Annotated in this window: 25 protein-coding genes; 3 read left to right on the top strand and 22 right to left on the bottom strand. The window is 70.7% G+C overall.

Annotated features, from left to right (window positions below; all coding sequences use genetic code 11):
- The 16 genes from rpsC to QM638_RS10995 all read right to left on the bottom strand — a co-directional run.
- Positions 1-728 (bottom strand): 30S ribosomal protein S3 (rpsC, locus tag QM638_RS11070; RefSeq protein ID WP_415142030.1); only part of this gene is annotated, 728 nt, incomplete at its 3' end.
- Entirely contained in the window at positions 728-1147 is a 420-nt protein-coding gene (gene rplV / locus QM638_RS11065; protein ID WP_415142029.1) for a 50S ribosomal protein L22, read from the bottom strand. The genes rplV and rpsC, both read right to left, overlap by 1 nt.
- 39 nt (positions 1148-1186) lie before the next feature.
- A complete protein-coding gene (rpsS, locus tag QM638_RS11060) occupies positions 1187-1468 on the bottom strand; it encodes a 30S ribosomal protein S19 (protein ID WP_415142028.1) in 282 nt (93 codons plus the stop codon).
- Between the two features lie 17 nt (positions 1469-1485).
- Positions 1486-2319, bottom strand: coding sequence for a 50S ribosomal protein L2 (rplB, locus tag QM638_RS11055; protein WP_415142027.1), 834 nt, complete (start codon positions 2317-2319; stop codon positions 1486-1488).
- Positions 2320-2337: 18 nt separating this feature from the next.
- Positions 2338-2640, bottom strand: coding sequence for a 50S ribosomal protein L23 (gene rplW / locus QM638_RS11050; RefSeq protein ID WP_415142026.1), 303 nt, complete (start codon positions 2638-2640; stop codon positions 2338-2340).
- Complete coding sequence (gene rplD, locus QM638_RS11045; protein ID WP_415142025.1) at positions 2637-3260, bottom strand: 50S ribosomal protein L4; 624 nt, start codon at positions 3258-3260, stop codon at positions 2637-2639. Before rplD ends, rplW begins: the two co-directional genes overlap by 4 nt.
- A 2-nt stretch (positions 3261-3262) precedes the next feature.
- A complete protein-coding gene (gene rplC / locus QM638_RS11040; RefSeq protein ID WP_415142024.1) occupies positions 3263-3928 on the bottom strand; it encodes a 50S ribosomal protein L3 in 666 nt (221 codons plus the stop codon).
- An 11-nt stretch (positions 3929-3939) separates the two neighbouring features.
- Positions 3940-4248, bottom strand: coding sequence for a 30S ribosomal protein S10 (gene rpsJ / locus QM638_RS11035; protein WP_008360994.1), 309 nt, complete (start codon positions 4246-4248; stop codon positions 3940-3942).
- A 429-nt stretch (positions 4249-4677) separates the two neighbouring features.
- The gene (gene trmB, locus QM638_RS11030) at positions 4678-5406 is read right to left on the bottom strand and encodes a tRNA (guanosine(46)-N7)-methyltransferase TrmB (RefSeq protein ID WP_415142023.1); all 729 of its coding nucleotides are present in this window, start codon (positions 5404-5406) and stop codon (positions 4678-4680) included.
- 178 nt (positions 5407-5584) lie between these two features.
- Positions 5585-6853, bottom strand: coding sequence for a threonine ammonia-lyase IlvA (gene ilvA / locus QM638_RS11025; protein WP_415142022.1), 1269 nt, complete (start codon positions 6851-6853; stop codon positions 5585-5587).
- A gap of 83 nt (positions 6854-6936) precedes the next feature.
- Positions 6937-8130 carry an elongation factor Tu gene (gene tuf / locus QM638_RS11020; protein WP_415142021.1) on the bottom strand — a complete coding sequence of 398 codons (1194 nt, stop codon included), beginning with the start codon at positions 8128-8130 and terminating at the stop codon, positions 6937-6939.
- 103 nt (positions 8131-8233) lie between these two features.
- Positions 8234-10345: an elongation factor G gene (gene fusA, locus QM638_RS11015; protein ID WP_415142020.1), complete on the bottom strand. Its 2112-nt coding sequence runs from the start codon at positions 10343-10345 to the stop codon at positions 8234-8236.
- Positions 10346-10457: 112 nt separating this feature from the next.
- The gene (rpsG, locus tag QM638_RS11010; protein ID WP_415142019.1) at positions 10458-10928 is read right to left on the bottom strand and encodes a 30S ribosomal protein S7; all 471 of its coding nucleotides are present in this window, start codon (positions 10926-10928) and stop codon (positions 10458-10460) included.
- Complete coding sequence (rpsL, locus tag QM638_RS11005; RefSeq protein ID WP_280610197.1) at positions 10928-11299, bottom strand: 30S ribosomal protein S12; 372 nt, start codon at positions 11297-11299, stop codon at positions 10928-10930. Before rpsL ends, rpsG begins: the two co-directional genes overlap by 1 nt.
- Positions 11300-11523: 224 nt before the next feature.
- Positions 11524-12873, bottom strand: coding sequence for an MFS transporter (locus QM638_RS11000; RefSeq protein WP_415142018.1), 1350 nt, complete (start codon positions 12871-12873; stop codon positions 11524-11526).
- Positions 12870-13319: a MarR family winged helix-turn-helix transcriptional regulator gene (locus QM638_RS10995; protein WP_415142017.1), complete on the bottom strand. Its 450-nt coding sequence runs from the start codon at positions 13317-13319 to the stop codon at positions 12870-12872. Before QM638_RS10995 ends, QM638_RS11000 begins: the two co-directional genes overlap by 4 nt.
- Before the next feature lie 101 nt (positions 13320-13420).
- On the opposite strand from QM638_RS10995, the gene QM638_RS10990 reads away from it, so the two are divergent.
- Positions 13421-13684 carry a DUF2530 domain-containing protein gene (locus QM638_RS10990; protein WP_415142016.1) on the top strand — a complete coding sequence of 88 codons (264 nt, stop codon included), beginning with the start codon at positions 13421-13423 and terminating at the stop codon, positions 13682-13684.
- Between the two features lie 47 nt (positions 13685-13731).
- Here the strand turns inward: QM638_RS10990 and QM638_RS10985 are convergent, their stop codons facing one another.
- A complete protein-coding gene (locus QM638_RS10985) occupies positions 13732-14499 on the bottom strand; it encodes a DUF3027 domain-containing protein (protein WP_415142015.1) in 768 nt (255 codons plus the stop codon).
- A 110-nt stretch (positions 14500-14609) separates the two neighbouring features.
- On the opposite strand from QM638_RS10985, the gene QM638_RS10980 reads away from it, so the two are divergent.
- Entirely contained in the window at positions 14610-16112 is a 1503-nt protein-coding gene (locus tag QM638_RS10980; RefSeq protein WP_415142014.1) for an MFS transporter, read from the top strand.
- Positions 16113-16122: 10 nt separating this feature from the next.
- On the opposite strand, the gene QM638_RS10975 is transcribed toward QM638_RS10980, so the two are convergent.
- From QM638_RS10975 to QM638_RS10965, 3 genes are read right to left on the bottom strand one after another with little or no spacing between them, the layout of a single operon-like run.
- Positions 16123-16524, bottom strand: a complete 402-nt coding sequence (locus QM638_RS10975; protein ID WP_415142013.1) for a cold-shock protein — start codon at positions 16522-16524, stop codon at positions 16123-16125.
- Between the two features lie 54 nt (positions 16525-16578).
- The gene (locus QM638_RS10970; protein WP_415142012.1) at positions 16579-17310 is read right to left on the bottom strand and encodes a M50 family metallopeptidase; all 732 of its coding nucleotides are present in this window, start codon (positions 17308-17310) and stop codon (positions 16579-16581) included.
- Positions 17307-18734, bottom strand: coding sequence for a haloacid dehalogenase-like hydrolase (locus tag QM638_RS10965; protein WP_415142011.1), 1428 nt, complete (start codon positions 18732-18734; stop codon positions 17307-17309). The genes QM638_RS10970 and QM638_RS10965 overlap by 4 nt, the downstream gene beginning before the upstream one ends.
- Positions 18735-18820: 86 nt before the next feature.
- On the opposite strand from QM638_RS10965, the gene lepB reads away from it, so the two are divergent.
- Positions 18821-19633 (top strand): signal peptidase I, encoded by an 813-nt coding sequence (gene lepB, locus QM638_RS10960; protein WP_415142010.1) that lies wholly within the window; start codon positions 18821-18823, stop codon positions 19631-19633.
- Between the two features lie 18 nt (positions 19634-19651).
- Here the strand turns inward: lepB and QM638_RS10955 are convergent, their stop codons facing one another.
- Both QM638_RS10955 and QM638_RS10950 read right to left on the bottom strand, forming a co-directional pair.
- A complete protein-coding gene (locus QM638_RS10955; RefSeq protein WP_415142009.1) occupies positions 19652-20755 on the bottom strand; it encodes an RDD family protein in 1104 nt (367 codons plus the stop codon).
- Positions 20752-21261: FHA domain-containing protein (locus QM638_RS10950; protein WP_415142008.1), on the bottom strand; the 510-nt coding region annotated here is incomplete at its 5' end. The genes QM638_RS10950 and QM638_RS10955, both read right to left, overlap by 4 nt.

Below are 21261 nucleotides of genomic sequence, written 5' to 3'. Positions count from 1 at the left end.
TCACCGCGGGAGCCGCGGTTCGGCCGGTCGCCACGACCGCGACGGTCGTTGCGGCCGGGAACGCCGGCGCGGGCGGCGGCCTGGGCCTGGCGCTCGGCCCGGGAGCCCGACACCTCACCCTTGTAGATCCACACCTTCACGCCGATCCGGCCGAAGGTGGTGCGGGCCTCGTAGAAGCCGTAGTCGATGTCCGCCCGCAGGGTGTGCAGCGGCACCCGACCCTCGCGGTAGAACTCGGTCCGCGACATCTCGGCGCCGTTGAGCCGGCCCGAGCACTGGATCCGGATGCCCTTGGCACCGGCGCGCATCGTGGTCTGCATGGCCTTGCGCATCGCCCGGCGGAACTGCACCCGGCCGGAGAGCTGCTCGGCGACACCCTGGGCGACGAGCTGGGCGTCCATCTCGGGGTTCTTGACCTCGAGGATGTTCAGCTGCACCTGCTTGCCGGTGAGCTTCTCCAGCTCGCCACGGAGCCGGTCGGCCTCGGCGCCGCGGCGGCCGATGACGATGCCGGGACGCGCGGTGTGGATGTCCACCCGGACGCGGTCGCGGGTGCGCTCGATCTCGACCTTGGCGATGCCGGCCCGCTCCATGCCCTTGGAGAGCAGCTTGCGGATCGCGACGTCCTCGCCGACGTAGCTCTTGTAGAGCTTGTCGGCGTACCACCGCGACTTGTGGTCGGTCGAGATGCCGAGGCGGAAGCCGTTCGGGTTGATCTTCTGGCCCATTACTTGTTTCCACCCTTCTTGGCCACCGCAGCCGGCTGGACGACCAGCGTGATGTGGCTGGTGCGCTTGTTGATCCGCGTCGCGCGGCCCTGAGCCCGCGGACGCCAGCGCTTCATGGTCGGACCCTCGTCGACCTGGGCGTTCGAGACCACCAGGTCGCCACGGTCGAGACCCTCGGTGGTCTCTGCGTTGGCGATGGCGCTCTCCAGCACCTTGTAGACGGTCTCCGCGGCCGCCTGCGGCGCGAACGCCAGCAGGGACAGGGCCTCGTCGACGGGTAGGCCACGGATCAGGTCGACGACCCGGCGAGCCTTCAGCGGGGTGATCCGCACGTAGCGGGCACTCGCGAAGGCCCCCGGCTGGTCGCCGAGCAGCGACTCGCGGCGGGCGCTGGTGCGCCGGCGCTCAGTAACGCTCATTTGCTCGTTATCTCCAGTTCCTCAAAGGCACGCCCCGCGTCAGCGGCGGCGGCCCTTCCGGTCTTCCTTCACGTGACCCTTGAACGTGCGGGTCGGGGCGAACTCGCCCAGCTTGTGGCCGACCATCGAGTCGGTCACGAACACCGGGACGTGCTTGCGTCCGTCGTGGACCGCGATGGTGTGACCGATCATGCTCGGCACGATCATCGACCGACGCGACCAGGTCTTGATGACGTTGTGGCTGCCCTTGTCGTTCTCCGCGTCCACCTTCTTCTGCAGGTGGTCGTCGACGAAGGGGCCCTTCTTCAGGCTGCGAGGCATCTGTCTCTATCTCCTGCTCAGCGCTTCTTGCCGGTCTTGCGGCGGCGGATGATCATCGCGTCGGACGCCTTGCGCTTGCGCGTACGACCCTCGGGCTTGCCCCACGGCGAGACCGGGTGGCGACCACCCGACGTCTTGCCCTCGCCACCACCGTGCGGGTGGTCGACCGGGTTCATCACGACACCGCGGACGGTCGGGCGCTTGCCCTTCCACCGCATCCGGCCGGCCTTGCCCCAGTTGATGTTCGACTGCTCGGCGTTGCCGACCTCGCCGACGGTGGCGCGGCAGCGTACGTCGACGAACCGCATCTCGCCCGACGGCATCCGCAGCGTCGCGCGGCTGCCCTCACGGGCGACCAGCTGGGCGCTGTTGCCGGCCGAGCGGGCGATCTTGGCACCGCCTCCCGGCCGCAGCTCGACGGCGTGGATGGTGGTGCCGACCGGGATGTTGCGCAGCGGCAGGTTGTTGCCGGGCTTGATGTCGGCGTTCGGGCCGGACTCGACGACCGCACCCTGACCGAGGTCCTTCGGCGCCACGATGTAGCGCTTCTCGCCGTCGGCGTAGTGCAGCAGCGCGATCCGCGCGGTGCGGTTCGGGTCGTACTCGATGTGCGCCACCTTGGCGGGCACGCCGTCCTTGTCGTAGCGACGGAAGTCGATGAGCCGGTAGGACCGCTTGTGCCCACCGCCCTGGTGGCGGGTGGTGATCCGGCCCTGGTTGTTCCGGCCGCCCTTCTTGGGCAGCGGACGGGTCAGCGACTTCTCCGGGGTGGTCCGGGTGATCTCGACGAAGTCGGCCACCGAGGCGCCACGACGGCCCGGAGTGGTCGGCTTGTACTTACGAATAGCCATTGTTCTCTCCCTACCCGATCAGGCCACCGGGCCGAAGATGTCGATGCGGTCGCCGTCGGCAAGGGTCACGATGGCGCGCTTGGTGTCCTTGCGCTTGCCGAGACCGCTCCGGGTGCGACGCGCCTTGCCGACGCGGTTGAGCGTGTTGACCGAGGTGACCTTCACGTTGAACACCTTCTCGACCGCGATCTTGATCTCGGTCTTGTTCGCCGTGGGGCGCACCACGAAGGTGTACTTGTTCTGGTCCAGAAGGCCGTAGCTCTTCTCCGAGACCACCGGCGCGATCAGCACGTCGCGGGGGTCGTAGTGCAGCGTGCTCACTTGGCAGCCTCCTGCTCGTTGCTCTCCACGCCGCCCGCGCCGACCAGCGCGTCGTACGCGGCCTTGGAGAAGACCACGTCGTCGCTGGCCAACACGTCGTAGGTGTTGAGCTGGTCGACGGCGACGATGTGCACCTCGGGGGCGTTGCGCAGCGAGAGCCAGGTGGTGGTCTCGCCACGGTCCAGCACGACGAGGAACTTGGTCCGCTCGGACAGGGTGCGCAGCGCGCTCAGCGCGGCCTTGGTCGAGGGGGCCTCCAGGGAGAACTCCACGACGTGCACCCGGTCGGCACCCGCCCGGTCGGAGAGCGCGCCACGCAGTGCGGCGGCCTTCATCTTCTTCGGGGTGCGCTGGCTGTAGTCGCGCGGCTGCGGGCCGTGGACGGTGCCACCACCGGCGAACTGCGGCGCCCGGGTCGAGCCCTGGCGGGCGCGACCGGTGCCCTTCTGCTTGTACGGCTTCTTGCCACCGCCGCGGACCTCGCCGCGGGTCTTGGTGGCGTGCGTGCCCTGGCGGGCGGCGGCCTGCTGGGCGACGACCACCTGGTGGATCAGCGGGACGTTCACCTCGGCGCCGAAGATCTCGGCGGGCAGGTCGACCTTGACTGCTTCGATGCTCATCCTCAGGCCTCCTTGACGGGAGCGAGCTTGGCGGCGGACCGCAGCACGACCAGACCGCCCTTGGGGCCGGGGATGGCGCCCTTGACCAGGATCAGGCCCTTCTCGGCGTCCACCGCGTGCACGGTGAGGTTCTGGGTGGTGATGGTCTCGGTCCCCATGTGGCCGGCCATCCGCACGCCCTTGAAGACGCGGCCCGGGGTGGCGCAGGCGCCGATCGAACCGGGCTTGCGGTGGTTGCGGTGAGCGCCGTGCGAGGCGGACACACCGGCGAAGCCGTGCCGCTTCATGGTGCCGGCGAAGCCCTTGCCCTTGCTGGTGCCGGTCACGTCGATCTCGTCGCCGGCGGCGAAGGTGTCGACGGGCAGCTCCTGGCCCAGGGTGTACGACGCCGCGTCCGAGGTGCGGATCTCGACGAGGTGGCGGCGCGGGGTCGTCCCGGCCCTGGAGAACTGACCTGCCTGCGGCTTGGTCACCTTGCGGCCGTCGATCTCGCCGTACCCGACCTGGACGGCGTTGTAGCCGTCGGTCTCGGGGGTGCGGATCTGGGTGACCACGTTGGTCCCGGCCGCGATCACGGTCACGGGGACGACGCGGTTGTCGGCGTCCCAGAGCTGGGTCATGCCGAGCTTGGTGCCCAGCAGGCCCTTCACGTTGCGTTCGGTCGTCATTTCCTCTGACCTCAGAGCTTGATCTCGATGTCGACGCCGGCCGGCAGGTCCAGCCGCATGAGCGAGTCGACAGTCTTCGGGGTCGGGTCGATGATGTCGATGAGGCGCTTGTGGGTGCGCATCTCGAAGTGCTCGCGAGAGTCCTTGTACTTGTGGGGCGAGCGAATGACGCAGTACACGTTCTTCTCGGTCGGCAGCGGCACCGGGCCGGCGACCTTGGCACCCGTGCGGGTGACCGTGTCCACGATCTTGCGTGCCGAGGTGTCGATCACCTCGTGGTCATAGGCCTTGAGCCTGATGCGGATCTTCTGTCCCGCCATCTGTCTCTCTCGTCCTTCTCGTCATCGTGCCGCGTGCAACCGGGACGTCCTCCGGGTGAGTGGGTCCCGTTCGTCGCTCCCAGCATTCCGTCCGACCCCCGCGGTCGGGCGTGTCGCATACCGTTCCAGGCACACACCCACGCCCCGGCGAGGTCTCACCGGGTGCTGTCGCGAATCACGTCCGGGATGGGCACACGGCGACCATCGACCACTCCCCACGTGGCGGGTGAGGCCGCCATGTCAGGTGACGCGATTCAATAGTCAAGGTGTGCGCACCCCGACGGTCCGCCGGAGCAACCAGAGAATCTTGTCAGATCGAACGGGTCGCCGCCAAATCCCCATCACGCCGCGCCGGCGCGCGGTGTCCGCACACGGTGCCGGGCCGCGGGGCGAGTCGCGATCGGGCCGCGGTCAGCCGGGCCGGCCGGGTCATCCGGGGCGGCGGAGGTAGGCGAGGTCGGTGATCGACCGGCCCGCGGCCAGCCCCTTGCGTTCGAACTTGGTCACCGGGCGCTGGGACCACCGCTCGACCACGCCGCCGACGAGCCTCGGCTCGGCGTCGAGCACCTCCACCATCTGGGCGGCGTAGTCGTCCCAGTCGGTGGCCAGCCGCCAGGCCCCGCCGACCACCAGCCGCGCGGCCACGACCGCGGCGAAGTCGGCGTCGACCAGCCGCCTCTTGTGGTGCCGGGCCTTGTGCCAGGGGTCGGGGAAGAACGTCCACACCTCGTGCAGGCTCTCCGGGGCGAGCAGGTGCTGCATCGTCCAGACCGCGTCCACGCTGCAGAACCGGACGTTGGTGGCGCCGGCCTGTGCCACCCGGCCCAGGCTCTCGGCGACACCGGGGCGCCAGACCTCGAGCGCCAGCACGTCGTACGCCGGCCGGGCGGCGGCCAACGCGGCGGTCGCCTCGCCCACTCCCCCGCCGATCTCCACGATCAGGGGCGCCCTGCGCCCGAACCAGTCGGTCAGCTCGAAGCCCGGTGCGTCGACGGCCTCATCCGGGATCACCCAGCGCTCGGCGTACTCCTCCCACGCCCTGCGCTGGCCGGGGGTGAGCCGGCTGCCCCGGCGCGAGTAGGAGAGCACCTCCCGCATCCGGCGGCCGTCCTCGGTCAGCTTGTGGTGGGGGCGCGCCGGCCGCACGGGTTCGCTCACAAGCGCAGCACTCTAGTCCGGGCAGTCGTTGGTCCTCGTCGCGTGTCGAAACCACGGCTGCGGTGGTGGTCGGTGTCCCTCGACTGACCCACTCGCTCGTTCCACGGACCTACTCGCTCGTTCCACGGACGGACTCGGCGGTTCCAGCGACCGATTCGGCGGTTGGTGGAGGCCTTGATCAGGTGAGGAAGGCGAAGATCGGGGACCCGGGCGGCACCTGCTCGGTGTGCAGCCCGCTGGCGGCCATCCGGTCCAGCAGGTCGGGCAGGTCCTCGGCGCGCTCGAGCTCGAGGCCGACCAGCGCCGGCCCGGTCTCGCGGTTGTTCTTCTTGACGTACTCGAAGACGATGATGTCCTCGCCCTTGGCCAGCACCCGGTCCAGGAAGTCCCGGAGCGCCCCCGGCTCCTGGGGGAAGGTCACCAGGAAGTAGTGCCGCAGCCCCTCGTGGATCAGGGACCGCTCCACGATCTCGGCGTAGCGGCTGACGTCGTTGTTGCCACCGGAGACGACACACACCACCGGCCCTCGATCGGCGAGCTCGAGGCTGCGGAGGGCGGTCGTGGCCAGTGCCCCGGCCGGCTCGGCGATGATCCCGTCGGTCTGGTAGAGCGCCAGCATCTCGGTGCACACGGCGCCCTCGGACACGGTGACCACCTCGTCGACCAGGTCGCGGACGATCGGGTAGGTCAGCGAGCCGACCTGACCGACCGCGGCCCCGTCGACGAACCCGTCGACCTCGCCCAGCGCCACCGGGCGGCCGGCCGCCAGCGCCGCCGTCATCGAGGCGGCGCCGGCCGGCTCGACCCCCACGATGCGCACCCCCGGATGCCGCTCGCGCAACCACAGCGCCATCCCGGCCAGCAGCCCGCCGCCGCCCAGCGGCACCACCACGGTGCCGACCTCGGCGGCGAAGCCGGTCTCGCACTGCTCGACCAGCTCCACGGCGACGGTGCCCTGCCCGAGGATGGTGCGCGGGTCGTCGAAGGGGTGCACCAGCACCGCGCCGGTGGCGACGGCGTGCTCCTTGGCGGCCCGGCTGGCGTCGTCGTAGGTGCTGCCCTCCACGATCAGCTCGACCGCACCGCGGCCGAACGTCAGGATCCGCTGCCGCTTCTGCCGCGGCGTGTTCCCGGGCACGTAGATCCGGGCCCGGATGCCCAGCTCGGCGCAGCTGCGCGCCACTCCCTGGGCGTGGTTGCCGGCGCTCGCGCACACCACCCCGCGGGCCCGCTCGTCGGCGGTCAGGGTGGAGATCAGGTGGTAGGCGCCACGCAGCTTGTAGGACCGGACCGGCTGGAGGTCCTCCCGCTTGAGCAGCACCGGGACGCCGGTCTCCGCGGTGAGCCGCGCGCTCTGCGCCAACGGCGTACGACGAACGACGCCGGCCAACGCCTCGGCCGCCGACTCCACACTCGCCGCGTCTAGACCTGGCACCGGCTCTCTCACGCCGGCGAGGCTATCAACGCCCCGCATGCGCACGGGGCGCCCCGACCGAAGTCGAGACGCCCCGTGCGTCGGGTGAGGCTAGCTCACTTGTTGATCTTGGTGACACGACCCGCACCCACGGTGCGGCCGCCCTCACGGATCGCGAAGCGGAGACCCTCGTCCATGGCGATCGGCTGGATCAGCTCGACGGCCATCTCGGTGTTGTCCCCCGGCATGACCATCTCGGTGCCCTCGGGCAGGGTCACCACACCGGTCACGTCGGTGGTGCGGAAGTAGAACTGCGGACGGTAGTTGTTGAAGAACGGCGTGTGACGGCCGCCCTCCTCCTTGGACAGGATGTAGACCGACGCCTCGAAGTTGGTGTGCGGGGTGGTCGTGCCCGGCTTGATGACGACCATGCCGCGCTCCACGTCCTCGCGCTTGGTGCCGCGCAGGAGCAGACCGACGTTCTCACCGGCCTGACCCTCGTCGAGGAGCTTGCGGAACATCTCGACACCGGTGACGGTGGTCTTCTGCGACTCGGCCTTGATGCCGACGATCTCGACCTCCTCACCGACCTTGACGATGCCGCGCTCGATACGACCGGTGATGACGGTGCCACGACCGGTGATCGTGAAGACGTCCTCGACGGGCATCAGGAACGGCTTGTCGGTGTCGCGCTCCGGGGTCGGGATGTAGTCGTCGACGGCCTGCATCAGCTCGGCCACCGACTCGCCCCACTTCTCGTCGCCCTGCAGCGCCGGGTAGGCGGCAACGCGCACGACGGGGATGTCGTCGCCCGGGAACTCGTACTCGCTGAGGAGCTCGCGCACCTCCATCTCGACGAGCTCGATGAGCTCCTCGTCGTCGACCATGTCGCACTTGTTCAGCGCGACGACGATCGCCGGCACGCCGACCTGGCGGGCGAGCAGGACGTGCTCGCGGGTCTGCGGCATCGGACCGTCGGTCGCGGCGACCACCAGAATCGCGCCGTCCATCTGGGCGGCACCGGTGATCATGTTCTTGATGTAGTCCGCGTGACCAGGGCAGTCGACGTGGGCGTAGTGACGCGCCTCGGTCTGGTACTCGATGTGCGCGATCGCGATGGTGATACCGCGCTGGCGCTCCTCGGGGGCCTTGTCGATGTCCTCGAACGCGAACTGCGGGTTGAGCTCGGGGTACTTGTCGTGCAGAACCTTCGAGATCGCCGCGGTCAGCGTCGTCTTACCGTGGTCGATGTGACCGATGGTGCCGATGTTGACGTGCGGCTTGGTCCGCTCGAACTTCGCCTTAGCCACTTCTGGCTCCTCCTGGTGTGTTTTTGTTACCTGACTCGTACTGATTGGGTGGGTGCCGAGGGCACGAAGCGCCGACCCCGATGGGGCGGATGCCCCGCCGGGATCACTCGCCGCGGGCCTTCTTGACGATCTCGTCGGCGATGTTCTGCGGAACCTCGGCGTACGAGTCGAACTCCATCGAGTACGACGCCTGACCCGAGGTCTTGGACCGCAGGTCGCCGACGTACCCGAACATCTCGGAAAGCGGAACGAGCGCGTTGACGACGATGTCACCGTGACGCTCCTCCTGCGCGCGGATCTGCCCGCGGCGGGAGTTGATGTCGCCGATCACCGTGCCGAGGAAGCTCTCCGGCGTGGTGACCTCGACCGCGAAGACCGGCTCCAGCAGGACCGGCTTCGCCTGGCGGGCGGCCTCCTTGAAGGCCTGGTTCCCGGCGATCTTGAACGCCAGCTCGGAGGAGTCGACGTCGTGGTAGCCGCCGTCCTCGAGCGCGACCTTCACATCCACCATCGGGAAGCCGGCGAGTACGCCGAACTCCATCGCCTCCTGCGCACCCTGGTCGACCGAGGGGATGTACTCCCGCGGCACCCGACCACCGGTGACGTTGTTGACGAACTCGTAGCCGGCGCCGACTCCGGTCTCGGGGTCGATGTTCGGCCCGATGGAGATGATCACCTTCGCGAACTGTCCCGAACCACCGGTCTGCTTCTTGTGGGTGTAGCTGTGGTTCGCCACCTCGCGGCGGATGGTCTCGCGGTAGGCGACCTGCGGCTTGCCGACCGTCGCCTCGACCCGGAACTCGCGCTTCATCCGGTCGACCAGGATGTCCAGGTGCAGCTCGCCCATGCCGGCGATGATGGTCTGGCCGGTCTGGTCGTCGGTCTTGACGGTGAAGGTCGGGTCCTCCTCGGAGAGCCGCTGGATCGCGGTCCCGAGCTTCTCCTGGTCGCTCTTGGTCTTGGGCTCGATGGCCACCTCGATCACCGGTGCCGGGAACGTCATCGACTCCAGCACGACCGGGTTCGACGGGTCGCACAGGGTGTGACCGGTCTTGGTGTCCTTCAGGCCCATCACCGCGACGATCTGACCGGCGCCCACCGACGCGATCTCCTCGCGCTTGTTGGCGTGCATCTGGTAGACCTTGCCGATCCGCTCCTTCTTGCCGGTCACCGAGTTGAGCACGGTGGCGCCGGCCTCGAGCTTGCCGGAGTAGACCCGGACGTAGATCAGCTTGCCCAGGTGCGGGTCGGAGGCGATCTTGTAGGCCAGGCCGGAGAACGGCTCGCTCTCCGAGGGCTTGCGCGCGATCTCGGTCTCCTCGTCGCCCGGCTTGTGGCCGATGATGGCGTCGATGTCGACCGGCGAGGGCAGGTAGTCCACCACCGCGTCGAGCAGCGGCTGGACCCCCTTGTTCTTGAACGCCGTGCCGCACAGGACCGGGTTGAGCTTGTCGGCCAGGGTGGCCCGGCGGATCGCGGCCCGGAGCTCCTCGGGGGTGAACTCCTCGCCCTCGAGGTACTTCTCCATCACGTCGTCGTCGGCCTCGGCGAGGGTCTCCAGCAGCTTCTCGCGGTACTCCGCGGCCTGCTCGGCGAGCTCGGCCGGGATCTCCTCGACCTCGTAGTCCTCACCCATCTTGGTCTCGCCGCGCCAGGTCAGGGCACGCATGCCGACCAGGTCGACGACACCGAGGAAGTCGGACTCGGCGCCGATCGGCAGCTGCAGCACCAGCGGGGTGGAGTTGAGCCGCTCGACCATCATGTCGACGCACCGGAAGAAGTCCGCACCGGTGCGGTCGAGCTTGTTGACGAAGCACATCCGGGGCACGGCGTACTTGTTCGCCTGCCGCCACACCGTCATGGTCTGCGGCTCGACGCCGGCCACGCCGTCGAAGACGGCGACGGCACCGTCGAGGACGCGCAGCGAGCGCTCGACCTCGGCGGTGAAGTCCACGTGACCGGGAGTGTCGATGATGTTGATCTGGTGGTTCTTCCACCAGCAGGTCGTCGCGGCGGACGTGATGGTGATGCCGCGCTCCTGCTCCTGCTCCATCCAGTCCATCGTGGCAGCGCCCTCGTGGACCTCACCGATCTTGTAGGTGATGCCGGTGTAGAACAGGATGCGCTCGGTGGTGGTGGTCTTACCGGCATCGATGTGGGCCATGATGCCGATGTTGCGGACGACCTTGAGGTCCGTGGTGATGTCGACAGCCACTTGGTTCAGCGTTCCTTAGTTAGTACGAGCTCTTGGTTCATCTGGTGGGCCGTGACCGAGGCGAGGCACCTCGTGCGGCCGGCCGGCTCACCGATGGTCTGGACGAATCGCGTCACCAGCGGTAGTGGGCGAAGGCCTTGTTGGACTCGGCCATCTTGTGGGTGTCCTCGCGCTTCTTCACCGCGGCACCGAGGCCGTTGGAGGCGTCGAGGATCTCGTTCATCAGACGCTCGGACATGGTCTTCTCGCGACGGTCCTGGGCGTAGCCGACCAGCCAGCGCAGCGCCAGCGTCGTGCCGCGGGTGCCCTTGACCTCGATCGGCACCTGGTAGGTGGCGCCGCCGACCCGGCGGGACTTGACCTCGATCGCCGGCTTGACGTTGTCCATCGCACGCTTGAGCGTGACGACCGGGTCGGTGCCGGTCTTCTCGCGGCAGCCCTCGAGGGCGGTGTAGACGATCCGCTGGGCGACCTGCTTCTTGCCGTCCTGGAGCACCTTGGAGACGAGCTGGGTGACCAGCTGCGACCCGTAGACCGGGTCGACGTCGATCGGCCGCTTCGGGGCCGGACCCTTGCGCGGCATTACTTCTCCTTCTTCGCGCCGTAACGGCTGCGGGCCTGCTTGCGGTTCTTCACGCCCTGGGTGTCGAGCGTGCCGCGGATGATCTTGTAGCGAACGCCGGGCAGGTCCTTGACTCGACCGCCGCGGACGAGCACGATCGAGTGCTCCTGAAGATTGTGACCCACGCCCGGGATGTAGGCCGTGACCTCGACGCCGCTGCTCAGCCGCACGCGGGCGACCTTGCGGAGGGCGGAGTTCGGCTTCTTCGGGGTGGTGGTGTAGACGCGGGTGCAGACGCCACGGCGCTGCGGAGACCCCTTCAGGGCAGGCGTCTTGGTCTTCGACGCCTTGTCCTGGCGGCCCTTGCGGACCAACTGCTGAATGGTGGGCACCGGGTGGTTCCCCTTCTGTGTCTTCCTACTCTCCACCGCGATCTGCACTGGAGGACATGCTGCCGCCTGGGCGGCCGGACGTGCCTGGTGGTGCTCGTACCGCCAGTTCCGTCTGCCCCCGAGGTCGGGCGTGTCGCCCTTCCCCTCAACCTTCGGCTCGCGGCATGATCACCGCATCCCCGAACGGCGGGTGCGAGCCCGGGCCCGGGGCTGTTCCCCCGGGACTATTTCCGAGCACGCGCAACGGCCTGGTCGTCCCAGACACGAGGAAAGAGGCTACCGGCCCGCTCAGTCGGGGTCAAAACGTTACGGCGCCCGCCGGTCGGCTCCGGCTCCACGGCGTCGGCCGACCGGGCCGAGCGGGCACCGAGCCGCGCCAGCAGCAGGACGGCGAGCAGGACGCCGACCAGGGTGAGCGAGCCACCCATCCACAGGGCCCAGCGGGCGCCGAGCCGCTCCCCGACCCAGCCGATGATCGGTGCGCCGATCGGCGTACCGCCCTGGACGACCGTCATGTAGAGCGCCATCACCCGGCCGCGCATCTGCGGGTCGGAGCTGATCTGCATGGTGGCGTTGGCGCTGTTGAGCAGGGTGATGGTGCAGAACCCGATCACCGGGGTGAAGACGGCGAAGAGCACATAGCTGGGCAGGCCGCCGGCGACGATCTGGCCGACCCCGAACCCGGTCGCGGCCAGCACCAGCAGGCGCAGCCGGATGGTGCTGCGGCTGGCCGCCATCAGCGCGCCGACCAGCGAGCCGATGGCCAGCGTGGAACCGAGCAGGCCGAACTCGCCGGCGCCCTTGCCGAACACGGTGGTGGCCATCAGCGAGGAGGTGATCTGGAAGTTCATCCCGAACGTGCCGGCGAAGAAGACGATCACCAGCACGAACAGCATCCTCGGCTGGGTGCGCAGGTAGCCGATGCCCTCGCGCAGACCGCCGCTGGCGTGGCTGCGCAGCTTCGGCGAGTGCAGCAGCCGGGTGTCCATCCGCTGCAGCTGCCAGACCACCGCGAGGTAGGAGACGGCGTTGAGCAGGATCACCCATCCGGTGGCGCTGTAGCCGCCCCCCAGTGCGGCGATCAGCAGCCCGGCCAGCGCGGGACCGATCAGCCGGGCGACGTTGAAGCCGGCCGAGTTCAGCCCGACCGCGTTGGTCAGCTCGTCGGGCTCGACCATCTCGGAGACGAACGACTGCCGCGCCGGCACGTCGAACGCCGCGCCGACCCCGAACAGGAAGGCGATCACGTAGACCATCCAGATCTGCGCGACCCCGCCCAGGGCGAGCGCCCCGAGCAGCAGTGACGGCACCGCCATGGAGAGCTGGGTGACCTGCAGCATCCGCCGCTTGGGGAAACGGTCGGCGATCACCCCGGCGTACGGCGTGATCAACAGGATCGGCAGGAACTGCAGCGCGGTCACGATCCCCAGGTCGGTCCCGGTGCCGTGCAGCGGCTTGAGCACCAGCCAGTCCTGGGCCGTGCGCTGCAACCAGGTGCCGACGTTCGACACGACGCTACCGGCCAGATAGAGCCGGTAGTTGTGGTTGTGCAGCGCGCGGAAGGTAGGACTCACGAGGTGGCGATTCTCTCCAGGATCGGTGCGGCACGACGGATCACGTCGATCTCGTCGGGGGTGAGCTCACCCAGTCGCTGAGCGAGCCAGGCGTCGCGACTGGCACGGTCCGCCTTGACCGTCTCGCGCCCCTTGTCGGTGATCGAGACGATCACCTGGCGGCGGTCGGCCTCGCCCGGGCGACGCGTGACGTAGCTGCCCTTCTCCAGGCAGTTGACGGTGCGGGTCATGCTGGGCGGCTGGACCCGCTCCCGGGCGGCCAGCTCCCCCAGGGTCAGGTCACCGTTGAACGCGAGGGCGCCGAGCACCGCCATCGCGCCGAGCGAGAGGTCGTTGCCGGGGTGCCGCTCGTTCGCGAGGCGGCGCCGCAGGCGCATCACCGAGAGGCGAAGGACCGACGCCAGCCCGGCGTCTGTCCTGGCGATCGTCTCGACACTGGTAGGCATGACAGTGAGCATAACTCATTACCCATGCTAAAGATTCCTTCGCGGCCGGGTGAGGCCCGTCACCGCCGTGCGCGGGCGCCGCTCGGGTAGCGTTGTGGGTCATGGCCAGCGATGCGGAGCACGACGAGGACCGGCCGTCGCCGGCCCGCCCCGAGATCGAGCCGCTGCCGGCCGACGGGGTCCGCGTCGTCGAGATCGGCACGCTGCTGTGGCTGATCGCCTTCGTCGCCCTGCTGCCGTTCTACGGCCGGCTCAGCGACGCCGGTCGCGGCTGGTGGCTGTGGACCTGCCTGGCCGGCTTCGGGATCGGCGCCTTCGGGGTGGAGTGGTGTCGCCGTCGCCGGGACGCCGCAGCGCGTCCCTGACCCGGACGAGGAGTCGCGCTCAGCCTGGATCCAGGCTGAGACCGGGCTCAGAAGGACTCGAGGTCGTCCGGGGTGATCGTGTCGAAGGTCGGCTCCGGCAGCGGCTGCGGCTCGTGCCGCTTGGCCAGGCGCACCTCCGAGTGCGCGCCGCAGCCGTGGTCGAGGCTGACCACCCGGCCGTCGTCGTTGGCGTCCCCGTTGGCGCAGACGCCGAACGTCTCGGTCAGCCGGCCCACCAGCCGCACCAGGAAGCCGCAGCTGTGGCACTGGTCCGGCGCGGCCTGGGCCAGCGGGGCGGACGGTCCCGGCGAGCCGGCGTACCAGCGCTCCGCGGCCAGATCGATGCCCTCCGGGGACAGCGTGCGCACCCGGCCGAGGCCGAGGTCTCCGGCGACGCGGCGGATCTGGGCCTTGGCATCGGTGTCCAGCGGGTCGTCGCCGAAGGAGTACGTCGGCACCAGCCGCGGGTCGTCGTCGGCCACCGGGAGCAGGTCACCCGGGGTCATGTCGCCCGGCTGGACCCGGTTGCGGTAGGGCACCCAGGCCGGCGCGATCACCGCGTCGGCGCCTGGCATCAGGACCACCTCGTCGATGGTCGGCTCGGCGTCGGGGAGCGCGACCACGGTGACCGACCAGCGCCACCCGACGTACCCGGCCCGAGTACAGCCGAAGTAGTGGGTCGTGACGTGGTCGCTCTCCTCGATCAGGCCGAGGTGGTCGCCGACATCGGTCGCCGGGACCTCCTGCACCAGTGCCGCGCGGGCTCGATCGAGAGCGCCGCCGGCGTCGCGATCGGCGTACGTGGTTGTGCTCACCGGGCCATCTTCGCCCACCGGGTGGCACGGTGTCAGGTCGGGGTGAGCATTCCGCCCATCCGGCGCGGCCACCGGCCACCGCATCGGCGGCACAAGGCAGGATGGAACCTATGACCCTTCCGGATCCCGAGCAGCGCTGGCGCGACCCGCACCGGCCGCACGCCTCGGCGGGGTACGACGAGTGGACGACCCCGGGTCGGACCGACCGCGCCGCGGCCGATTCCGGTGCGGCCGATCCCGGCGGGACCGGCCCGGACCCAGACGGCGGATCGGCGAAGGACACCGCCAAGGCGGTCGGCCGGGGCGTCGCGGCGACCGCTCGCGGCATGCGGACCGCCGGCCGGTTCGCGATGACGACCGCGCGCAAGGCCGCCGACGCCCAGGGCGCCGCCGCCTCGGGGCTCAACCGGCTGCTGGAGATGCACGCCTTCAACACCGCCGGCGACGCGGCGGTGGCGATCTCGCTGGCCGGTTCGCTGTTCTTCTCCATGCCGGGCAGCGGCGGGGAGAGCTCGCGCTCGCACGTCGCCCTCTTCCTGGGCATCACGATGCTGCCGTTCGCCATCGTCGCGCCGTTGCTGGGTCCGTTCCTGGACCGGGTCGCGCACGGCCGCCGGTGGGCGATCGGGGCGACGATGGCGATCCGGGCCTTCCTGTGCTGGATCCTGGCCGGCGCGATCACCGACGGGTCGCTGCTGATGTTCCCCACCGTCCTCGGGATCCTGGTGATGTCCAAGGCCTACGGCACCACCCGAGCGGCGGCGGTGCCGCGGCTGATCCCGGAGGGATTCACCCTGGTCAAGACGAACGGCCGGGTGTCGATGGCGGGCATGGCGGGCGTGTGCGTGTCGGCGCCGATCGCCGGCCTGTGCGCGCTGGTCGGCCCGGGCTGGGTGCTGCGCTATGCGGCACTGCTCTTCGTGGTGGCCACCATCCTGGCCATCCGGCTGCCGGGCAAGATCGACCAGTCGGCCGGCGAGGGGACGATGACCTTCACCGGCGGCGAGACCCAGCCGCTCGGCACCCGGGGGCGGCAGCGGGTGGTGATCCCGCCGTCGGTCTCCTTCGCGCTGCGGGCGAACGTCGGGCCCAAGTGGCTTTACGGGTTCCTGCTGATGTTCTTCACCTTCCTGGTCCAGGAGCACCCGATCGGAGGCCTCTCCGGCACGCTGCTGATCGGCATCGTGGCCGGCGCCGCCGGGACCGGGAACTTCCTCGGCGTGGCGGCCGCCTCCCTGCTGCGCAACATCCGGCCGCAGACCACCGTCGCCGCGGTCCTGCTCATGGACGCCGGCACCACCCTGGTCTGTGCCCTGTTCTACAACGTGCTCACGCTGGCCCTGCTCGGGCTCGTCACCGGATTCGGCGCGTCACTGGCGAAGTTCGCGCTGGACTCGACGATCCAGCGCGACATCCCGCCCCGGGTGCACACCAGCGCGTTCGCCCGCAGCGACACCACCCTGCAGCTCGCCTGGGTGGTCGGCGGCTTCGTCGGGATCGGCCTCCCGCTCAACGCGCACCTCGGCCTGTGGGTGGCGTTCGTGGTGCTCACCGCCTGGGCGGCGTACGTGTTGGCCGCGCCGCGGCCGACGGTCACCGTCGACCGAGCCTGACCGCGCGGGATCAGAGCTCGTCGAACTCGTCGGCCAGGGTGCGCAGACCCTTGCCGACCTGCTTGGCGATCTTCGGATCCGGGTGGCGACCGTGCCGGTAGCCCTCCCCGATCCGCTCCAGGATCTTGGTGAGGTCCTCGATGATCGGCACCATCTCGTCGGGCTTCTTGCGTCGCGCGGCCGCCTGGTTGCGCGAGACCGAGCCCTTCTTCTCCAGCACGCGCACCGACAGCGCATGATCGCCGCGCCGGCCCTGGGCGATGCCGAACTCCACCCGGGTACCGGGCTTGAGCGACCCGGCCGTGCCCTCGGGCAACGAGTCGGTGTGGACGTAGACGTCCGGGCCGTCGTCCTGACTCAGGAAGCCGAAGCCCTTCTCCGCGTCGAACCACTTCACCTTGCCGGTCGGCACCGCTCAGCCCTCTTCGTCCTCGGATCGCGACTCCACCACGGAGCCGAGACAACCCTAGTGGCTGTTGGCCAGCCCCGGCAGGAGCGTCACCACGCCGACCGCCACTCCGGCCAGGGTCAGCATCAGCAACAGCCAGATCCAGGCCAGGGTGGGCAGTGGGCTGATCCGGGCCAGCTGGTCGGGGTCGGCGCCCCGCCGTCCGGCCGGACCGGCGCGCAGCAGCTCGACCAGCGGACGTGGCGCGGCGAGCAGCAGGATCCAGGTGAGCACCGCCGCGGCCAGCCAGGCCGTCTGCCGATCGGCGTACCAGCCGAGCAGGGCGAGGCCGGCGCCGATCGCCGTCACCACCAGCAGGCCGTAGACGTTGCGGATCCAGAGTGCGAGCACGACGAGGAGCACGGTGCCCAACCAGAGCAGGCCGCGGGCGTGACCGGTCTCCAGCAACAGCGCCGCCAGGACGCCCAGGACGACCGGAGCCAGATAGCCGGCGGCGAGCATCACGATCATCCCCGGACCGTGCGGCTTGCCTCGCGAGACCGTCACGCCGGAGGTGTCGGCGTGCAGCCGGATGCCGGAGAGCCGTCGACCGACCAGCACCGCCACCAGCGCATGCCCCGCCTCGTGCACCACGGTGACGCCGAGTCGCACCCAACGCCAGGCGAACCAGATCAGTCCCAGGGCGAGCGCCCCGGCGGCCACCACGTACGGTGGCGCGGGGATCGCCGAGGTGTCGCCCGCGCGGTCGAGCAGCTGGCTCCATGCCGTGCCGAGATCGGTGCGGGTCACCGGCGTTCGTTCATCGACCCGGAGCGGAAGCCCCGCGGGTCGACCTCGGCCCGGTCGAATCCCGCCGCGCGCACCGAGGCCAACAGCTCGGCCTCGATCCCGGGCGGCAGCGGCAGCAGCTCGAGATCGACCTCGATCCGGGCGCGGTCTCCCAGGTCGCGCACCCGCAGGTTCCGCAGTCCGAGCGGCGCCAGCCGGCCCCGGCAGGCGACCTCCGCCGCCTCCACCCGGGCGAGCCGGCGCGGCGTCACCTCGATGCCGTAGGCGATCCGGGAGGACAGACAGGCCGCGGCCGGCTTGTCCCAGGTGGGCAGTCCCCAGGCCCGGGAGGCGGCACGGACCTGTTCCTTGGTGAGCCCGGCGTCGCGCAGCGGCGCGATGGCGCCCCGCTCCTCGGCGGCACGGATGCCCGGCCGGAACCCGGCGACGGCGTCGTCGGCGTTGGTGCCGGTGGCGACGGCGGCCAGCCCGTGCTCGGCGGCCAGCGGCAGCAGCGTCTCGACCAGCTCGGCCTTGCAGAAGAAGCATCGGTCCGACCCGTTGGCCCGGTAGCCCTCCCGGTCCAGCTCGTGCGTGGCGGGGGTCAGCAACCGCACGCCGAGGGTGTCGGCGAACTCCGCCGCCGGACCGCGCTCGGCCGCGGGCAGGCTGTGGGAGTATCCGGTGGCCGCCACCACGTGATCTGCGCCGAGCGCGCGCACCGCGGCGGCGAGCAGGAACGCGCTGTCGGCTCCGCCGGAGTAGGCCACCAGCACGCTGCCGGCCGCCCGCAGCCGGGCCGCCAGCGCCTCGAGTCGTACGCCGAGCAGGTGCTCGCGCAACCAGTCCGGGAACTCCGCCAGGCTGTCGAGCAGGACATCGGTGCCGGCCGCCTCGAGCTCCGCTCGACTGCTACCGCCCGGGACCGAGACGCTCACCGCGCCGGCCGCCCGGGCGCCGGCGACGTCGTGCACGTGATCGCCGACGTAGACGCTCGCGCACTCCCGCCGCAGCACCTCCGCCTTGCCCACCCCCCAGACCGTGCCCTCCAGCACGTCGACGTCGAGCGCGAGGTGGTCGAGGTGTCGCCGAGCGTTCTCGGTGAACTTGCCGGTCGCGACCACCACGCGGCCGCGCGCACCGCGCACGGCCGCCAGCGCCTCGCGAGCGCCGGGCATGGCCGGCACCGGCGTGACGGCGACCTCGGGGTAGACCTCCCGGAACCGGGCCACCGCGGCACCCAGCCGCTCGGCCGGCAGGTAGGGCAGCAGCAGCTCGTCCAGTGGCGGGCCGAGCTTGGCGACCAGCTCGTCGATCGGCAACGGGGCGTCGTACTCCTCGGCGACGACGGCGAGCGCCGCCGCCATCCCCGGCCGGGAGTCGACCAGGGTCAGGTCGAGGTCGAATCCCACCACCAGCGGCGCAGGCGACGGGGGGAGCGACATGGCCTCGAGCCTATCCGGGCGACCCACGACCGGGCTTCGGAGCCCTCTGCCGACCGGACTCACCCGGGTGGGGCTATTGTCCCGGCGTGAGCACCGACGTGGCCGAGCCGGCCGAGCCGCCCGAGCCGCCGAAGCCGCCGAAGCCGGAGCCGAAGAGGACCGGCCCGTTCCGGGTCTTCGCCGAGACGGTCGTCCTGGTCGTGGTGGCGGTGGTGCTGGCGCTGGTGGTGAAGACCTTCCTGGTGCAGGCGTTCTACATCCCGTCGGAGTCGATGGAGCCGGGACTGCAGGTCAACGACCGGATCCTGGTGGAGAAGCCGTCGTACTGGTTCGGCGGGCAGCCGCAGCGCGGCGACGTGATCGTCTTCTCCGACCCCGGCTGGGGTGTCGAGGACGACGGCGGTACCGCGACCAACCCGGTCACCAAGCTGCTGGCCAAGATCGGCCTCTACCCCACCGGCGGGCATCTGGTGAAACGGGTGATCGGCGTCGGCGGAGACACCGTGCACTGCTGCGACATCCGCGGTCGGATCACGGTCAACGGCCAACCGCTGAACGAGGACGGCTTCATCGCCGATGCCGCATGCGACGGCCCGATGGAGCAGGACGAGGGCGACTACGCCCGCGGTGGCTGCAAGGGCTGGACCGCCAAGGTGCCGGCGGGACGGCTGTTCGTGATGGGCGACAACCGCGGCGACTCCGCCGACTCCTCCTACCACCTGTGCAGTCCACCCCGGCTGAAACGGGCGAAGAGCGATCCGGACCTGGCGGCGACCTGCGCGAAGGCCTACGTCCCGGAGAGTCTGGTAGTCGGCAAGGTGGTGGCGGTGGTCTGGCCGGCCTCGCACTTCAGGTTCGAGCACCGGCCGGCGACGTTCGCGGACGTCCCGGCGGCCTGAGTCCTGCGCCGGCAGCGCTCAGGGCTCGCGGCTGACCCGCATCTCCCGGTCGCCGAACCTGACCACGTCCCCGTCGACCAGGGTCGTGGGCCGACGCGCGCCGAGCGGGCGGGCCGCACCCTGGCGGACCAGCGTGGTGCCGTTGGTGGAGCCGCGGTCCATCACCACCAGCGAGCCGTCCGGGACGACCTGGAACTGGGCGTGCGTCTTGGACAGCGACATGTCGCTGGAGGAGAGCGGAACCACGTGGGAGGCCTGCTCGTCCCGGCCCGGCTCCGGGTCGCGGCCGACCAGTGCCAGCCCGGCCACCACGAAGCTCTCCCCGGTGTCGAAGCTCACCCGCCATCGGACGACCCTGCCCGCTGACGAGGGCCGCACGGGAGCCGGCGGGGCCGGTCGGCGCGGTGCGACCGGCGGGGTGACCGGCGGCGGACCGGCGTACGGCGCGGGTGCACGCCGGGACGGGACCAACGGCCGCGAGCCGGTGAAGGTCGACACCCGCGACCCCGGCTCCGGATCGGCCGGCGGGCCGGGCCGGGCCGAGGTGGGCTGCGCCGGGGCGGGTTGGGCGGGTGCGGGCAGCAGCCGCATCGCGGTCAGGTTGATGATCCGTCGCGGAGCGGGTTCGCCCTCGGCCGGCGCCGGCTCCACGGCCCGCCGCCGTACGTCGACCACCACCGACCCGGCGAGCCGGTCGTGCCAGCCACGACGGTGACCGGTCGGGTCCATCGTCGCCATCCAGGCCAGCGCCGCCGTCCCGACGCCGAGCGTCGGCAGGGTCAGGATGCCGAGCACCGCCTGGCGCAGCAGCGCCCGGCCGAGCCCGATCGGCCTTCCGGTCGCCGCGCCGAGGACCCGCAGGCCCAGCGCCGAGGTGCCGGGAGTGGAGCCGCCCAGCCCGACCAGCAGCGCGGTCACCACCCAGACCACCAGCACCGCGAGCACCACGGCGAGTACTCCGAGCAGGGTCCGGTCGCGATCGAAGAGCCACGCCCAGGCACCCACGGCCGCGGCCGCGAGGACCAGCCAGCCGATCAGCCGGTCCAGCACGAACGCGTAGAAGCGGCAGTCCGGCTCGGCGATCACCAGGGTCGGCGGCGGTGCCTGGACGAGGTGGCTCACGGCTGGCTGACGCGGATGGTCAACCCGTCACCGAGATCGATGATCGCGCCCGGCATCAGCTGCACCGGTACACCGGGACGCAGCTCCTCCGGACCCAGGCCGGGCTGCACCAGCACGGTGCCGTTGGTCGAGCCGAGGTCCGTGATCACCGCGGCGCCATGGTCGACGCCGGTGCCCGGCCTGATCTCACAGTGCGTCGAGGAGATCTCCTGGTGCGGGCTCGGCACCCGCACCAGCATCGGCTGCTCGGACTGGCTGAACCGGCCGGACTCCGGCGCCCGGCCGACCAGCACCACCCGATCGACGTCGACCCGGTCACCGCTGGAGAACTCCAGCCGCGCCACCGCGTAGGCGGTCACCGCCGGGGCCTCCGGCTGGCCGGGGATGCCCGGTCGGCCGATCGGCTCGGGTGCCGCACCCGCCCGGGTCAGACCGTCGTGGTCGTCCGGCTCCGGCGCGGGCGGCACCGGCGCGGGCGGCACCGCCGACTCCGGCATCGGCGTGGT

Source organism: Nocardioides sp. (genome assembly GCF_047606145.1).
Classification (GTDB): Bacteria; Actinomycetota; Actinomycetes; order Propionibacteriales; family Nocardioidaceae; genus Nocardioides.
This window is presented reverse-complemented; position numbering and strand designations above follow the sequence as displayed.

Coding starts and splice junctions, on each gene's coding strand:
- rplD (WP_415142025.1), bottom strand. CDS start 3,260: ATGAGCATCGAAGCAGTCAAGGTCGACCTGCCCGCCGAGATCTTCGGC.
- rplB (WP_415142027.1), bottom strand. CDS start 2,319: ATGGCTATTCGTAAGTACAAGCCGACCACTCCGGGCCGTCGTGGCGCC.
- rplV (WP_415142029.1), bottom strand. CDS start 1,147: ATGAGCGTTACTGAGCGCCGGCGCACCAGCGCCCGCCGCGAGTCGCTG.
- QM638_RS10980 (WP_415142014.1), top strand. CDS start 14,610: ATGACCCTTCCGGATCCCGAGCAGCGCTGGCGCGACCCGCACCGGCCG.
- rplC (WP_415142024.1), bottom strand. CDS start 3,928: ATGACGACCGAACGCAACGTGAAGGGCCTGCTGGGCACCAAGCTCGGC.
- QM638_RS10995 (WP_415142017.1), bottom strand. CDS start 13,319: ATGCCTACCAGTGTCGAGACGATCGCCAGGACAGACGCCGGGCTGGCG.
- rpsS (WP_415142028.1), bottom strand. CDS start 1,468: ATGCCTCGCAGCCTGAAGAAGGGCCCCTTCGTCGACGACCACCTGCAG.
- rpsG (WP_415142019.1), bottom strand. CDS start 10,928: ATGCCGCGCAAGGGTCCGGCCCCGAAGCGGCCGATCGACGTCGACCCG.
- QM638_RS10990 (WP_415142016.1), top strand. CDS start 13,421: ATGGCCAGCGATGCGGAGCACGACGAGGACCGGCCGTCGCCGGCCCGC.
- rpsJ (WP_008360994.1), bottom strand. CDS start 4,248: ATGGCGGGACAGAAGATCCGCATCAGGCTCAAGGCCTATGACCACGAG.
- QM638_RS10965 (WP_415142011.1), bottom strand. CDS start 18,734: ATGTCGCTCCCCCCGTCGCCTGCGCCGCTGGTGGTGGGATTCGACCTC.